Here is a 15,841-nt window from a genome sequence, read left to right as displayed (position 1 = left end):
TGCTCTCTACCGCATCGCTGGTTGTGAGAGCGCATAGGAATTAGCGGCGTTGCGTACTTTAATCAGATAGGCTTGCGAGCTGTTATAGGACAAAACTGCACGAGTCCACCCCTCTGGCGTGGCTAGGTCGCCCTGAGAGCACAGTAGGTTGGCTGCTCCTAGAGCGGCGTCGTCGATATTATTGGGATCCGCCACCCCATCCCCCGAGGCGTCACGCCCGTATCGTTGCCATGAGGTTGGAATAAACTGCATGGGACCAATAGCTCGATCATATTCCGAATCTCCGTCTAGTTGTCCTTGATCGGTATCGCGGATCTCGGCGAATCCGGGCGATCCATCAAGTTGGACCCCGAGAATGGGAGGCAAAACGTTACCGTCTTCATCTATATCACGCGAGTTGAAGAGCTGTCCTGAGTAGGTTCCGTGCCTAGTTTCGACATAACCGATTCCTGCAAGTGTCGTCCACGACAGATGGCACTCGGGCCACGATTGCGCCGCGATGAGTTCCGCATTGCCATAGGCACGCAAAGCGGCCGAGGATACCCCTGTCTCGGCCGAAATTGGATCGGCCCAAAAGCGCAGTTTATCCGAGGTGCGTCCCGGCGCGTTGACATCAATGAGGGGAACCTCTTGGCCTCTGGCTGGTGGAATATTCTCAGGGATAGGTGCTAACTGCCTCACCGCTGGCCCCTGGTCGAGGAAGGACAGGCTCCATCCGACTACTGCTATCACCGTGATCACAGCAAGCAGGACACCCACCGCGCAACCCGACACAATTTTTACTCCACCGCTCATGGGGTGTGATTCTAGCAATCTTTGTGGTGAGCAGAATTTCCTCCAACGCGCCGGCTCGAACGATCCCCTACCAATTACCCCCGACCCTTATATATCTATGCAGTAGGTGGTTTTTCTATTATTGTTGCTCTGTCGTAATTTATTTTTACTGGAAGGACACGTAAATATGCGTATTCGTCGCGCCATTGTTGCTGTAGCCGGCACTGCCCTCTTGAGCTCTGGCATTACGGTCCCAGCCGCCAATGCTGCTGGTTTAGGAACCATTCTCACCGCTATTAAAGCTCTCGATTCCTTCGGCACTGTGAGCCAGAAGGCAGTGGATTTCTTCGTCTCCAATACCCCGTGCTCACTGCTAGGTTCCATGCTCGGTGACAACGTCAAACCTGGCATGACTCGACAGCAGCTTTCAGACGTCCTTTACAAAGAGGCTACGAATACTAATGTTCCCTCCAAGATCCGCGCTATCGCTCTCGAGCCAGTGCTCAACCGCGCACTGACGTGTGAAATTGTCTCTCCGGATGCCCCTTCAGCGTCGTCCAACTCAGGTTCGTCTGATTCGGGCTCCTCGAATTCCACCAGTTCCCTGGGCTCTTCGGCCTTATCTTTACTGAGCTCATAGATCAACGATGAAGAAGCAGGCGTAACCCTATGGTTGCGCCTGTTTTTCACTTTCCATTAGCTTTGCCTTTTGCCATATGTCCTGCTGCTTTTCGGTAGGAATGGTCTCAGTGGTTCCATCGAAAAGATAAGGTGCGCGCCGACGCATTTTCGCCGTAAAGCTTGACGCTATATCGGCGAAGTCAAAAGCTCCGCGTCGGGCGGCTATTTCGGCGTGGAAAAAAACCTGCAAAAGCACATCCGATAACTCGTTTCGAATCTGGTCATCCCCGGATTCTGATTCAATGGCCTCGATGACTTCGGCCGTCTCTTCACGCAGGTAAGGAATCAGAGAACGATGAGTTTGGGCTCTCTCCCACTCTCCTATCTCCAAAGCTCGTCTCATTGTCTGTACAGCTTGATCAACAGGATCCTCCAGCGAGGGAGCGCAGATTAATACAGCATCCTGATCCATAAAGGTTTTGACCGCAGGATGGTTGGGCTGGCTGCTCACTAGAAGTATCTCAGGCCCAGCGGGTATTAGATCTTTGAGCAAGGAAAGCAGCTGCTCTGGAATATCCTCGGTCACTTCAATCGACCCTCGAAGGCCTTTGAGGATATTAAGAGGGACCATAGTGGGCCAGCGCGGGTCGAGGATGAGCACAGTGAGATGGGCTTGAGTCATGAGATCATGCTAGCCCACGTATGGCCGACACCCCTTATATGGTGGGTATACGTGGGCTAGCGGACAAGCGCTTCTAGTCGTCTAAGGTCTGATTAAGAAATTCTTCCAGGCCTTTTTCACGTGAACGCAGGGCGCTTGGGACAACTGCTGCCTGATCCATAAACGTTCGGGCCTCCTGCAGCCGAGCCCGGGCCTCCACCCACCGTTGCTCCCCCGCGGCGACTTCGCCAAGTGTCAGCGCACAGCGTGCAGCCTCCGGGAAGAACCGATACTCCGCGAAACTTTCAAGGGCATTTTCCATATGGAGAGTAAAATCCATGGAGCGCGCTGACCGTACCGCACCTAGGGCAAGGTCCTCGTTGATATCAGCGAGAGCCCCTGCCAGTCGACGCTCATCGTCGTTTCTCTGCTTCGCTATATCGCGTCGCTCCTCGGTGAGCGATTCAACCACGGCAAATTCCGCATCGTCAAGAGTGCCAGGTGCTGAAGTGCGTGCGAAGATGGATCGGACCAGGGCGGAGTCGAGTTGCGCTGCGTTGTCATCTTTTGGATTATCACGATAGCTAACGCGGGAGATCTGAGCGATTTCATCAGCGATAGAAATCGCTACGTCAAATTCGCGCTCTTGATAAGCGCTCTGGAAGGCTTTTTGATAGGCATCAACGATGACCTCGCGATCTTCGCTATTCTTCGCTAAGTCGAAAGCAGCGCTGCAGGCAGCCCGCGCTAGGTCGAGCGCAGTTAGGCTGGTTACGAGCATGGCGCGAAGTTTGACAGCAGGTCGATCGCTGAGGGCGTCGAGCGTCATCGAAATAACCTCGGCGGCCTCCGAGTATTGCTTGGTGGCGATGAGGGCATCGGCAAGCGCTGTTGCGGCTGCTTCTCGCTGCCAACTTAATTCATAAGCGGCCACCAGATTCAACCAGTGACGCAGTGGTTCAATCGCCTCGCTGGCATATCCAGCGTGCATGGCTGCAGCGCCTAGCAGGGACATACCAGTCAGACGCACTCCGATAGGCTCAGCAGTTGGGGTGCGCATAGCCTCGTCAGCCTGGATTGCCGCGGAACGGAAATCGCGCTCGTTAAAACTGGTAATAGCGTTCGCAAGAAGTTTCCGAGCTGGGTCAGTTTCGGTATCAAGCTGCTCCGGCCACGTAAGGCCACGCTTGTGCTTTTCGGCCTGCACCATAGTATAAATGGTTGGTAATTGTGTCTGCAGAACCTCATGACGTGCGTCCAGTTCCTCGTCACTTAATTCTTTCCAGTCTCCGTGTAGAGAAATGAGCGTGAGAGGCTGCTCCTCCGATTCCTCAGCAGCGACCGTCAGTCGTTCCATATCCGAAAAATTGCCGGTATCTACCCGGTAGTCAACAGTGTCTACCGTTGTGAAGCCGCCTGCTGCATCGTGGACGACGGGATCAGGAAGGGGATCAATACGAGGTGGGGAGAAGATGATCTCGCGCGTTGCCTCCACGTGGTGGGGACGCACGATACCGGGTCTTTCATCGAATTCTTGGGCTAGGGTCACAGCGATATCAGTGCACCACTGCGCTGCATCTGCAATAGTGGGATCCTTAATATCGGGGGCTTTTACCCATGGCAGTAAACTGCCAGGAAGATCTACCCCGAGAGCGACATCTTGTTGGGGGATATGGCGTAATAGCCCAGCGAATGAGCGTGAGAGAAGAAGTAACTCCGCGGGAGATTCCGCTTCTAGCCACCATGGCAAGAAACGGATGAAATATTCTAAACCGCGCTTTAATCGTTCCGGCCGATTAGCGAGACCTGAGATCACTAAGTAGTTGATGTGGACTGCAAAATCGGAGAGAAAGTGCTTGTCGTAACTAAAGCGCTGCATACTGCGGGTATGGGCACGCCATGCCTTATCGTCTCTACCGGTCATTAACCACGGTATGAGCAATTCGGTATAGAGCGACTCTGGCTGGGAAGGGCAGGTTTCCGCTTCCCCAGCCAAAGCTCTCTCGCCCACCTTCACTGCTGATTCATAGTCACCGTTTAATTCGTGGTAGCCCACCAAGTGCGAGGGATCGCAGCCAGCGCAGTCGGAGAGTTCACTCCCCTCAGCAGCCTGCCACTGGCTGAAGGATTCTTCCGCTTGCTCATCCATACCTAGCTCTTTGTATAGGTAGTATTCGCGCATATAATACGCCTTGAGCGGGTCTCCCATGTCAAGGTAGAGCTTTTTCATCTCGGCCAAGCTGTCTAGGCATTGCTGGGCGCTAATCGTCGGCACTGCACGCACTGCCGACATGAGGTATTTATACGACCATGCAAATGATTCTGCAAGATCCGGGGTGAAGTACTCTGGATGAACCTTGCGTGTCTTATCCACCCACAAAAACGGGGCAATCATGCGAGTGATCTCCCCACCTTGTCCAAGGGATGATGCTAGATGGACATAGCACTCGAATTCCTCTTCGCAGCGCCCCTCATCGTGAGCTAGCTGAACTGCCTCAGCCCACAAAGACGAACATGACTTACCATAAGGAGCAGCATAGGCGCGCTCCATCAGGTCGCGGAGTTCATCGATTTCAAATTGACTGCTCATATACTACTTTCTATTTAAGGTCGCACTTTGCTTGGTTATTTTTTAAAAAAGAGTGCTTCCCCCTCAACTCCTACACGTTAAGGCTGTGACCACAGTATGAGATCACCTAGGAAGCACTCTATCCTTTTTGAGAAAACTCTAAGCGCCCTTAGGCGTCATCACTGGGCGGTTCCACCGGTGGCTGTATACCAAATTGTTCACATAAAGCCATGGCATGACCGAGCTGAGCGGAGATGCCGGCGTCAATCCACTCATCTATTTGCTCGTCCGAGGCGCCTTTCACCGTAATGAAAGAGTGATCGGACACGAAGTCTACGTGGCCCTCGTTTTCTTTGAGGTAGCAAATGCCGAGGCTACCTTCTCGATTGCGCGTTTCGACAAAAGATGTGAGTTCATCGATACGCTCTGGCGGGATAGGCAATTCAGGGTAGTGGACGCCTACCGTTGTCAGAGCATCATGACCGACATCGAAACGAGTATAGAAACCGTCGAAAATGGCATATGCAGTGTCGTCTTCCCAGCTCATCGAGTATCCTCTGGAACTAAACCACTGTTCGAGTCGATCTTTGGTAACGGGAGTAGTCTCTTCAGTCTTTTTAAACCAAGCCATTATTATTTCTCCTCACCCGTAGCAGGTGCCAAGCTGGGCAGTTCCTTAGCGGCATTAGTGAATACGCTGTGGCCTGCAGTGAACATTGCGTCAATAAAGGAATCTATCTGTTCATCACTAATCCCAGCTGTGATCGGTAGACAGTGCTCAAACTGCAATACTGTGACACCGTTGTCGAGTTCAAGGGGATAGTGCTTAAACAGATAGCTATCAGAGTTAAGGTGCGCGGCTAGTTCGCGTAGCGTGGCGATATCATGAGGTTCCTTCGCCTCACCGAACCAGCGTCCGAAGCAGCGCAAGATTTGACTCTCACCGAGAATATCGAAGCCGAACCAGCCTTCATCGAAGCCGACTCCGATAAACCCTTCTTGTTGGTCGAAGAGCAGATTAGCTCGTTCGAGAGCGGCCTCCAGCCGCTGGTGATTATATTGTGCTAAAGCCATAAAATTTAAGCTCCTTCATTGTTTTAAATTAGGATTAGTCCAGATATGATATGAAGGACTTGATTCCGCCCTCTCTTCAACCGAGCACCCTCTAGACCTGTCAACTAAGTGTAGAGGAATTATTTAAGATTGCGGCCTGAATCTCAAAGTTCAGCTCTCTCATCAGCGCTATGAGCTGCACCCAAGCGTGTTAATTCGCCTGAAACTTTTTCGTTTGTGGAATAGGTATGTACTAGACTCAGCGCGGTGAATAAATCTGAGCAGCGGCAACCTAATACCGTTCGACTCTGGGCGCTCGTTGCCATCATTGTTGGATCGACTGTAGGTTCGGGGATTTTTGCTTTACCCCAAAATATCGCCTCTGTGGCGGGTCCAGGCGCAATGCTCATCGGCTGGATAATCGCCGGCATCGGTATGCTTTCGGTAGCTTTTGTTTTCCACATCTTGGCTTATCGCAAACCGCACCTCGATTCTGGTGTCTATGCCTACGTACGTGCTGGGCTGGGAAATTATATAGGCTTCACGTCGGGCTGGGGCTATTGGCTAGGCTCAGTAATCGCCCAGGTAGGTTATGCCACTTTATTTTTTGGTACGCTGGGACACTATTTTCCGCTCTTCAGCAGCGATAATAGGCTCTTCCAGGCTATATGTGTCTCTGCGATGACGTGGATAGTCTTTGCAGTTCTAGCTCGCGGTATCCAACAGGCAAAGATAATGAATGGGGTCACTACTGTGGCCAAATTACTTCCCATTCTCGCTTTTATTATCCTCGTACTTTTCCTCGGTTTTAGCTGGGACACATTCACTGTTGATTTTTGGGGCCACGCTGCAGCTGGATCGGTATTTGAGCAGGTTCAGGGGATCATGCTCTTTACAGTGTGGGTGTTTATTGGTGTCGAGGGGGCCTCGGTCTATTCCAAGCAGGCGCACTCTCGCGCTGATGTCGGCCGCGCCACAGTCATTGGATTTTTTACAGTTCTTTTACTCCTCGTCACCGTAGCAACTCTCTCTTTTGGTGTTCTCAGCCAAGAGGAACTTGCGGCCCTAACCGATAATTCAATGGCGGGAGTTCTCGAAGCTGTGGTGGGACCGTGGGGCGGCGCGCTGATTTCCGTCGGTCTATGTCTTTCAGTCTTGGGAGCATATATTTCTTGGCAGATGCTCTGTGCTGAACCACTTGCCATGATGGCTTATGATAGGCTGCTGCCGCGTAAGATTGGTTCTCTGACTAACCAGGGGGCCCCATGGTTGGCGCAACTGATCTGCACCGCCGTTATTCAGATCTGCATCATTGTGTTCTATCTCAATGAGACGACCTATATTTTCATGGTGCAGTTGGCTACGGTGCTCTACCTAGTTCCCTATATTTTTTCCTCGTTCTACCTCATTTTATTGGCGGTGCGTGGGCGCGGCTTTAGCGAAGACGATCTCGCGCCCTCAATTGGATATGACACAGTGCAAATCTCAGCACAACTTAATCGTAGGCATTTAGGGGTTGGGATACTTGCCCTAACGTATTCTCTTTGGTTGGTTTACGCTGCGGATCCAGTATTTGTCCTTTTTGGGGCATTAGCGGTCCTTCCAGGTCTTATTCCCTATATCTGGACTCGATGGCACTACAGAAAGAAGATTTTCAATTCTTTCGAAATAGGAGTGGTTGGGATTCTTGTTATCTTTTCAATCGCAGCAATAATAGGGCTCTACACTGGCTCTTTGAGCCTATAGGGAAAAACCACACCGTAAATCGCGGTGTGGTTTTCGCTTTAAGGTTCGCAGAGCAGGGGTAAAGCGAATCGTGGGTGCGGAAACGTTTCTACCGCAGCCGGTAGCGGCGCCGCCTTTCCTCGCGGCGTTCGTCATCATCCATATCTGATAGGCGCCGTCGACCCGCTACTCGAGTGCTGGGGCGGCTAGGAGTTGAGACCTTAGAGTGAGGTTCTTCCACAACAGATATAATCTCTCCTGCCAGCTGATGCCCATTCGAGACATCGATGCGTTGACTATCCCACATGGCCGCCAAGAAATCAGCGCACCACTGCACCAGTGGGAGATCACGCAGGGGTGGATCAGTGATCTTCGGCCCCGCCTTAGGCAAAGGCACCGTAATAGCTTGGGCTGCCGGGCGGTGTGTCGCTCCTGGGTAGAGGCGCTTGAGGCGGAGTTGTTTCGAATCAGCTAACTGCACGGGATGAATTTTGACCCTATTTCCCTGCATGATCATCTCACCGATCCCGAGCGAACGACATATATGGCGTAGGCGCGCCACCGCTATGAGCCGTTTGACCGGATCTGGCAGCGCCCCAAAACGGTCGGTCATCTCTTCCATAACGGCGCCTAAATCCGCTTCATTAGCGCTTGCTGCTAGCGATCGGTAGAGCTCTAATCGCAGCCGCTCCACGTCAATATACTCCTCGGGGATATGAGCATCCACGGGGAGGTCAATGCGAATTTCCTTAGGGCCTTGGTCGGAGGCGTCTACCACCTCTCCGGAGGCTAGAGCTCGATACGCTTCCACAGCTTCGCCTACGAGTCGAATATAAAGGTCGAAACCAACTCCGGCAATATGGCCTGATTGTTCAGCTCCAAGAATATTGCCGGCACCACGCATTTCGAGATCTTTCATAGCCACTGCCATACCAGCTCCCAAATCATTATTTTGGGCGATAGTTGCGAGGCGATCATAGGAGGTCTCGGTCAAGATTGCTCCTTTGGGGTACAAGAAATAGGCATAACCCCGCGATCGTGAACGTCCCACACGTCCACGCAATTGATGGAACTGCGAAAGGCCCATATGGTGTGCATTTTCTACAATCAAGGTATTGGCATTAGCAATATCGAGCCCAGTTTCTACAATGGTCGTGCATACCAAAACATCGTATTCACGATCCCAAAAACCTTGGACAGTCCGCTCGAGGAGCTCCTCATTCATTTGCCCATGAGCGACCACCACACGAGCTTCTGGAACTAAGTCTCGCAATTCCTGAGCTCGTTTTTCGATATCGGCGACCTTGTTATGCACGAAGAAAATTTGACCATCGCGCAAGAGTTCGCGCCGGATGGCAGCTGCTACTTGTTTGTGCTCATATTGGCCTACGTAGGTCAAAATGGGATAGCGGTCCTGCGGTGGCGTTAAAATCGTCGACATTTCTCGAATGCCCGCCATCGACATTTCGAGGGTGCGTGGGATCGGGGTGGCCGACATCGTCAGCATATCCACGTGCGCCCGCATCGCCTTGATATGTTCTTTGTGTTCCACGCCAAAGCGCTGCTCTTCGTCGACAATAACGAGGCCGAGATTTTTCCACTGCACACCCGTTTGCAGCAGTCGGTGGGTTCCGATGACGATATCGACTCCGCCGTCGGCAAGGCCCTGGATGATCTCGCGCGATTCTGATGCTGAGGTAAATCTCGATAGCCCTCGCACAGTTACGGGAAATCCTGCCATTCGTTCGGCAAAAGTGCTCAGATGTTGTTGGGCAAGCAAGGTTGTGGGAACCAACACAGCCACTTGTTTGCCATCTTGCACCGCCTTGAAGGCCGCGCGTACCGCTACCTCGGTTTTGCCATAGCCGACATCGCCAACAATCACGCGATCCATGGGTACAGCTTTTTCCATGTCGTTCTTCACTGATTCAATGGCGAGTAGCTGATCCTCGGTTTCCGCAAAGGGGAAGTTATCTTCCATTTCACGCTGCCACGGGCTATCGGGGGCGAAAGCATGACCCGGTGATGCCTGGCGTTTGGCGTATAACTCTACAAGCTCGCCAGCGATCTCTCGCACCGCATTGCGTGCTTTTTTCTTGGTATTTTTCCAGTCCGCACCCCCCATCTTCGATAAGCTGGGTTTCTCTCCACCGACGTATTTGCTGAGCAGGTCGAGGGAATCCATGGGAACATAAAGTTGATCGGCTGGCTGCCCGCGTTTCGACGACGCGTATTCGAGCACAATATACTCGCGCCTGGAGGTTTCGTCCCCGACCACCACGGTTCGCTCTGTCATGGTGAGAAATCGACCTATGCCATGAGTTTCGTGAACAACATAATCCCCCACCGTGAGCGCCAGCGGATCCACCCGGTGCCGCTTTTTGGTGCGCTTATGACGTTGACCAGCGATATCACCGACTCTATTACCTGTGAGATCGGTTTCGGTAATCACCACTAACGGTAAAGCCTCAGCATCGCGATGCTTACGCACTCGAGGAAAAACCAAACCAGCATGGCTTAAAGCCTGGTAGAGGGTTATTTCTCCGGGATTCGGTTCCCACCCGGGGCTGGCAACCCTATGAGCAATACCATTCTCTTTAAAGCGGGCGACCATCCGTTTGATCGCCCCTTCTGCTGGTGCAATAAAGGCGGCCCGCCCACCACCAATCGTATGGGCACGTAATTTTGTCATCATCTCGGCGATCTGATCAGCATCGCCGCGCGGGGTTGGACCCTGCTCGAAATTGAGCTCTAGGGTCTGCGTTTCTGCCGCTTCAAACATGCCCTGAGGAGCACATGTCCACCACGCATGTCCAGCTTGATGCGCGGCTATCTCTAGCGCCTCGTAACTGCGGTATGTAGATCCCTCGAGATCGAGCTCCGGCACCGAAATCGGACCATCTGCCCCCATGGCGGCAGCTTCCCAACTGGCGAGGAGAAATTCCTTATCGGTGGATTGCAAATCTGCGATCCTCGATCGCGCTTTCTCGGGGTCTAGAACCACGACGTGGGTGCCTTGGGGCATCATCTCGGCAAGGGTAACCAGAGGCGACTCCACCAGAGCTGGGATCAGAGCTTCCATGCCATCGGAGGGCATCTTATCGGCAATCTTCACAAGGAGATCTTGCAGGATGGGGTGAGATTCAAAGGTCCTGCCAAGTTCCTGGGCTCGCTGGGCAATCTCGTCTGTAATGGGCAATTCCCGGGCAGTGTAGATCTCCAGCGAAGTGATATCGCCATCGAGGTAACTGCGCTGATCTGCTGGAGAAAAGGGTTTCATCTCCGAGATCTCATCACCCCAAAATTCCACGCGCACAGGATTGTCCATGGTGGTGGGAAAAATATCTACGATACCACCGCGTACCGCGAATTCCCCTCGCTTGGCCACCAGGTCAACGGGTGCATACGCACGGAATACTAGACCTTCCACAACCTCATTGAGGTCATATTCTTTTCCACTTTCGAGAATGAGAGCCTCGCGCCCCGCGACGGATCGGACAATCGGCTGGCAAGCACCGCGTGCAGGGGTGACAATGATCTTATAAGTATCGAGGTTCTCGAGCACCTGTGCGCGTCTGCCCGCAACATCACTGGCGGGGCTCAATCTCTCATGAGGGAGAGTTTCCCACGCGGGGAAGAATCCCACTTTGTCACCGTACATGGCCACTAATTCGGCGTGGATATCTTCCGCCTGCCGCCCAGTTGCCGCGATGACGAGGGTAGGAACGTCTTGAGCAATGGTTCCAATCGCCCACGGGCGTGCCTGGGTGATCCCCGTTATGTGCAGGGACTTCTCCCCAATTGATGAACGTAAGCCCTTCAGCTTAGGATCAGTTGCAGCTACTTTGAGTAGGCCGGACAGCATGAGCGGTTGGCTCGACATTAATATTCTCTCCCCTAGATTAAACTCAACCTAGAAGAGTCTAGCCGATCCCTATTGCCTCGATTCTAGAATGCCCAGATGCGGATCTCGCTCAATGCCGGCAAGTCCATTCCAACATAAATTAACAATATGCGCGGCCACGTCTTCCTTGGCAAGAGCGTTGTCGCCGCTACGCTGATCGAGCCACCATTGAGCTGTCATGCTGACCGTTCCAACTAAGGCTTGACCATAGAGTGTGGCTAATTCGGGGTGGAGGTTATTGCGTTCGAAGGCTCGCCCCAGGATATGGGACACTTGGCTGACCGCATCGTTGAGCAACGTCGAATAACTGCGTTGTGAGCCCGGACGCATATCGCGCACGAGGATTTGAAAACCATCGGTCTCAGCGTCTACGTAACTCAGTAGGGCCAAGGTTGCTTGCTCGATGCGTTGGCGAGATGTGCCTGAGGTAAGGGCCTGAGTGATCACCGTCTCCAGCCTCGTCATTTCGCGGTCAATGACAACTGCGTAGAGACCTTCTTTTCCTCCGAAGTGCTCATAGATGACGGGTTTAGAGACCCCGGCGCGCGCCGCTAATTCTTCGACTGCGGTGCCTTCGTAACCGCGCTCGGCGAAAGTACTGCGCCCAACCGCAATGAGTTGTTCTCGGCGTTCTTTTCCGGTCATACGTGTCATGGCAGTCTTTAACCCTTCGAGGATGGGACACCGAAAACAATATCCCCACCCCTGATACTACCAAGGGGTGGGGATAATAATGCTTCCCTGCAAGGACTCGAACCTCGAATGACGGTACCAAAAACCGTAGTGTTGCCGATTACACCACAGGGAAAAATCCAAACAATGTCGCGATTGGACTTCCTCATTATACATAGCTTGAGCCCGGAGTGCCAATTATCTCTCCTGGTTCTTTGAGCAGGGAAAAGTCTCCACTCAGGCACGCAAGCTAGAGCTGAGGTTTTTGGTCAACCGGTAGAGGATCAGCAGAGTGTGAATCTTACCGAAGCCAGTCCGACCCGACTACAGTGGCACCATAGACATATTCGCTATTTTCCTCAAAGGAGTACCTCGAAAGTGAATGCGCATAAAACCGCCGTCATCGTTCTAGCTGCAGGCGCTGGAACTCGAATGAAGTCCAAGCTACAAAAAACGTTGCATACGATTGGCGGGCGCAGCTTACTCAGTCACTCCCTCCACGCCGCTGCTGGAATCGACCCAGATTATATTGTTGCCGTCATTGGCCACTGTCGCGACCAGGTCGGCCCCGCCATTGATGCAATCGGTATCGATGTTGTCCAGGCTATTCAGGAGGAGCAAAAAGGCACCGGGCATGCAGTGCAGTGTGGTTTAGATGCCTTAGATGAGCTGGTGAGCGCAAGTGACATTAGCGCCTTCCAGGGCACCATTGTCGTGACCAATGCCGACGTGCCTCTCCTACGGCCAGAGACGCTCAACGCTCTGGTCAGCGCCCATAATCAGGCTCCTACCGCGGTCACAGTTCTTACCATTGAACAACCCGACCCGACTGGCTACGGCCGGATCGTACGCGATGGCGATGGCAATATCACTGCAATCGTGGAGCAAAAGGACGCCGATCCACATACGCTTGCCATTACTGAGGTGAACTCGGGAGTATTTGCTTTTGATGCTCGTTTGCTTCGTCATGCTCTCGGCAAACTTACAACCCATAACGCCCAGGGCGAACTGTATCTCACTGACGTCTTATCCATTGCTCGATCGCAAGGGCATCCTGTACGCGCCCATCGTGCGGCAGATCCTCAGGAGCTGGTGGGTGTTAATGATCGCGGCCAATTAGCTTATGCTGGCAAGGTATTAAACCGCCGCCTCCTAGCTGCCGCAATGCAGGGTGGGGCAACAATCATTGATCCGGGAACGACGTGGATCGATGTCGACGTGCAATTGGGTCAGGATATTACGATCTATCCTGGGACCCAGCTCCTGGGAAATACTCGAATAGCCGATGATGCGGTGATCGGCCCTGATACCACTGTGCGCGATATGATTATTGGTGAAGGCGCGCACGTGATTCGCACCCACGCCATGGGCTCGGAGATTGGCCCTAACGCCTCAGTGGGGCCTTTCACCTATATTCGCCCTGGCACGTATCTCGGCGCAGGTGGCAAACTGGGCGGCTTCGTGGAAGCAAAAAACGCCACAATCGGACGTGGTTCGAAAGTTCCTCACCTCAGCTATATCGGTGATGCCACGGTCGGTGAAGAATCTAATATCGGAGCTTCCTCTGTTTTTGTCAACTACGACGGCGTCAATAAGCATCACACCACGGTGGGTTCACATGTGCGCACTGGTTCGGACACCATGTTCGTTGCTCCAGTAACCGTGGGCGATGGCGCCTATTCTGGAGCGGGTACGGTCATTCGCGAGGATGTTCCAGCAGGTGCTCTGGTGGTATCGGGAGGCCGACAGCGCACTATTGAAGGCTGGGTAGAAACTCATCGCCCAGGCACCCCAGCAGCTGAGGCAGCTCGGCGGGCACGAGAATCCTCATAATCTCGCGTCAAGCTAAGAAAAGAAGTACTCTAAAAGACGGTAGTGCCAGATTAACCCATAGTTGACACTCACCCACTTTCCTCATCTAATTACTCACCTTAAAGGAAGGTTAGTTCTCGAATGACCGCCACCAAGTGGAGCGAAACCAAGAAGAACCTCATGGTCTTTTCGGGGCGCGCACATCCGCAGCTGGGCGAAGCTGTCGCCCGCGAGTTAGGTATCGAACTCACCCCCATGACCGCCCGCGACTTCGCCAACGGTGAGATCTTCGTTCGTTTCGAAGAATCAGTTCGTGGTTCGGATGCTTTTGTTATCCAGGCCCACAATCAACCACTGAATAAGTGGCTCATGGAGCAGCTCATTATGATCGACGCCCTCAAGCGTGGATCAGCCAAACGCATTACGGCAATTGTGCCCTTTTATCCTTATGCCCGGCAGGATAAGAAGCACCGCGGCCGTGAGCCCATTTCGGCCCGTCTCATCGCTGACCTCCTCAAGACCGCTGGTGCCGACCGCATCGTTTCGGTGGATCTACACACCGATCAGATCCAAGGTTTCTTCGACGGTCCGGTCGATCATATGCATGCAATGCCTATTCTCACGGACTATATCAAGTCGAAATACTCCCTTGAGAATATCGTGGTGGTCTCTCCCGACGCTGGTCGAGTGAAAGTCGCTGAAAAGTGGGCTAACACCCTTGGTGGAGCACCTTTGGCCTTCGTTCATAAGACCCGCTCGACTGAGGTGGCCAATGAGGTTGTATCTAACCGGGTGGTTGGCGAAGTTGCTGGACGGACCGCGGTACTACTGGACGATATGATTGACACTGGTGGAACAATCGCTGGAGCCGTAGGCGTTTTGCGCGATGCCGGCGCTAAAGACGTTATTATAGCCTGCACGCACGGCGTATTCTCTGGCCCGGCTCGCGAACGGCTATCGAAGTGCGGTGCTCGAGAGGTCATTACCACCGACACGCTGCCGCAAAATCATCAAGATTGGGACAATCTCACGGTTTTATCTATTGCCCCACTGCTGGCACGTACCATCAATGAAATTTTCGAGAATGGCTCGGTTACCGACCTCTTCGAGGGCGAGGCTTAGCCACGCCGATATTTAGACTGGCCACGAGCGTTGATGCTCGTGGCCAGTTCTGTTGAGAGAGTATATTTTCTATGTTAAGATTTCCTAGTCTCGGCGAGGGCGAGCTCGAGGATTCTTCTTTGAGTGCGCCGTTATCGACGCGATAGATATCTTCATATTGCCATAGTGTGGCCTTGCGAAGACTCGACGATGACAATTTTCTGTTTCTATCGAGACCGCAGGGCCTTTGTTTTGCCCTGGGTCGCATTTAGTACTTGAAGGAGTACACCATGGCACAAGATACTTTGGTTCTTAGCGCTACCCCTCGCCAGGAGTTCGGCAAGGGTGTTGCTCGCCGTCTGCGCGCTGCAGGCCGCGTTCCCGGCGTTATTTATGGCCAGACCCTGGATAACCCCGTTCACTTCTCCGCTGATCTTCTCGAGATCCACGCAGTTTTGCGTAACTACGGCTCCAACGCCGTTTTCGAGCTCGATATCGAGGGCGACAGCCACATGGTCATGATTAAGCACGTCGACCAAAACGTGTTGACCTTCAACGCCGATCATATCGATCTGCTCGCTATTAAGCGCGGCGAGAAGGTAGAGGTTGAAGTACCTGTGGTATTCGAGGGCGAGACCGAGCCTGGTACTCAGTTGGTTCAGGATATCGATACCATCCTGGTCGAAGCCGATGTATTCTCTATTCCGGAAGAGATCATCCACAATATCGAAGGCCTCAATGCCGACGATAAGGTTTTGGCTTCGGATATCGAGTTGCCTGCTAAGACCACCTTGATCCTCGATCCAGAAACCGTTATCGCTTCCGTTTCCTACGAGGAGCTCAACGAGGAAGAGGTTGACGAGGACGCTGAAGAAGCGGCTGAGGCATCCGAGGGTGACGCTGAGGAAGCCGAGTCTGAAGAATAATCAACACTTAAAATGCTGGGGTC

Annotated in this window: 12 protein-coding genes; 5 read left to right on the top strand and 7 right to left on the bottom strand. The window is 53.0% G+C overall.

Annotated elements, in window-relative coordinates; translation table 11 throughout:
* Window positions 1-6 precede the first annotated feature (6 nt).
* Complete coding sequence (locus NXT00_RS04615; RefSeq protein ID WP_259158274.1) at window positions 7-795, bottom strand: lytic transglycosylase domain-containing protein; 789 nt, start codon at window positions 793-795, stop codon at window positions 7-9.
* A 166-nt stretch (window positions 796-961) separates the two neighbouring features.
* On the opposite strand from NXT00_RS04615, the gene NXT00_RS04610 reads away from it, so the two are divergent.
* Entirely contained in the window at window positions 962-1,414 is a 453-nt protein-coding gene (locus NXT00_RS04610) for a hypothetical protein (RefSeq protein WP_259078235.1), read from the top strand.
* 27 nt (window positions 1,415-1,441) lie between these two features.
* Here the strand turns inward: NXT00_RS04610 and NXT00_RS04605 are convergent, their stop codons facing one another.
* The 4 genes from NXT00_RS04605 to NXT00_RS04590 form a co-directional block, all read right to left on the bottom strand.
* Window positions 1,442-2,077, bottom strand: coding sequence for a MazG nucleotide pyrophosphohydrolase domain-containing protein (locus tag NXT00_RS04605; protein ID WP_259078236.1), 636 nt, complete (start codon window positions 2,075-2,077; stop codon window positions 1,442-1,444).
* Between the two features lie 73 nt (window positions 2,078-2,150).
* Entirely contained in the window at window positions 2,151-4,646 is a 2,496-nt protein-coding gene (locus NXT00_RS04600; RefSeq protein WP_259158271.1) for a hypothetical protein, read from the bottom strand.
* A gap of 148 nt (window positions 4,647-4,794) precedes the next feature.
* Window positions 4,795-5,256 (bottom strand): YbjN domain-containing protein, encoded by a 462-nt coding sequence (locus NXT00_RS04595; protein WP_259158269.1) that lies wholly within the window; start codon window positions 5,254-5,256, stop codon window positions 4,795-4,797.
* Between the two features lie 2 nt (window positions 5,257-5,258).
* The gene (locus tag NXT00_RS04590; RefSeq protein ID WP_259078241.1) at window positions 5,259-5,699 is read right to left on the bottom strand and encodes a YbjN domain-containing protein; all 441 of its coding nucleotides are present in this window, start codon (window positions 5,697-5,699) and stop codon (window positions 5,259-5,261) included.
* 246 nt (window positions 5,700-5,945) lie between these two features.
* Here NXT00_RS04590 and NXT00_RS04585 point away from each other — a divergent pair, with 246 nt between their 5' ends.
* Complete coding sequence (locus NXT00_RS04585; RefSeq protein ID WP_259158267.1) at window positions 5,946-7,424, top strand: amino acid permease; 1,479 nt, start codon at window positions 5,946-5,948, stop codon at window positions 7,422-7,424.
* An 88-nt stretch (window positions 7,425-7,512) separates the two neighbouring features.
* Here the strand turns inward: NXT00_RS04585 and mfd are convergent, their stop codons facing one another.
* Both mfd and NXT00_RS04575 read right to left on the bottom strand, forming a co-directional pair.
* Window positions 7,513-11,286: a transcription-repair coupling factor gene (gene mfd, locus NXT00_RS04580; protein WP_259158265.1), complete on the bottom strand. Its 3,774-nt coding sequence runs from the start codon at window positions 11,284-11,286 to the stop codon at window positions 7,513-7,515.
* 51 nt (window positions 11,287-11,337) lie between these two features.
* Window positions 11,338-11,952: a TetR/AcrR family transcriptional regulator gene (locus NXT00_RS04575; RefSeq protein WP_259078451.1), complete on the bottom strand. Its 615-nt coding sequence runs from the start codon at window positions 11,950-11,952 to the stop codon at window positions 11,338-11,340.
* Window positions 11,953-12,357: 405 nt separating this feature from the next.
* Here NXT00_RS04575 and glmU point away from each other — a divergent pair, with 405 nt between their 5' ends.
* The 3 genes from glmU (at window position 12,358) to NXT00_RS04560 (ending at window position 15,818) form a co-directional block, all read left to right on the top strand.
* Window positions 12,358-13,812: a bifunctional UDP-N-acetylglucosamine diphosphorylase/glucosamine-1-phosphate N-acetyltransferase GlmU gene (gene glmU, locus NXT00_RS04570; protein ID WP_259158264.1), complete on the top strand. Its 1,455-nt coding sequence runs from the start codon at window positions 12,358-12,360 to the stop codon at window positions 13,810-13,812.
* A 120-nt stretch (window positions 13,813-13,932) separates the two neighbouring features.
* Window positions 13,933-14,913, top strand: coding sequence for a ribose-phosphate diphosphokinase (locus NXT00_RS04565; RefSeq protein WP_259078248.1), 981 nt, complete (start codon window positions 13,933-13,935; stop codon window positions 14,911-14,913).
* 269 nt (window positions 14,914-15,182) lie between these two features.
* The gene (locus tag NXT00_RS04560) at window positions 15,183-15,818 is read left to right on the top strand and encodes a 50S ribosomal protein L25/general stress protein Ctc (RefSeq protein WP_259078249.1); all 636 of its coding nucleotides are present in this window, start codon (window positions 15,183-15,185) and stop codon (window positions 15,816-15,818) included.
* Window positions 15,819-15,841: the final 23 nt, after the last annotated feature.

The organism is Corynebacterium sp. ES2715-CONJ3, assembly GCF_024814365.1.
Classification (GTDB): Bacteria; Actinomycetota; Actinomycetes; order Mycobacteriales; family Mycobacteriaceae; genus Corynebacterium.
Note: the sequence above shows the minus strand (reverse complement) of the source record. Positions and strands in the feature narration are given on the sequence as shown.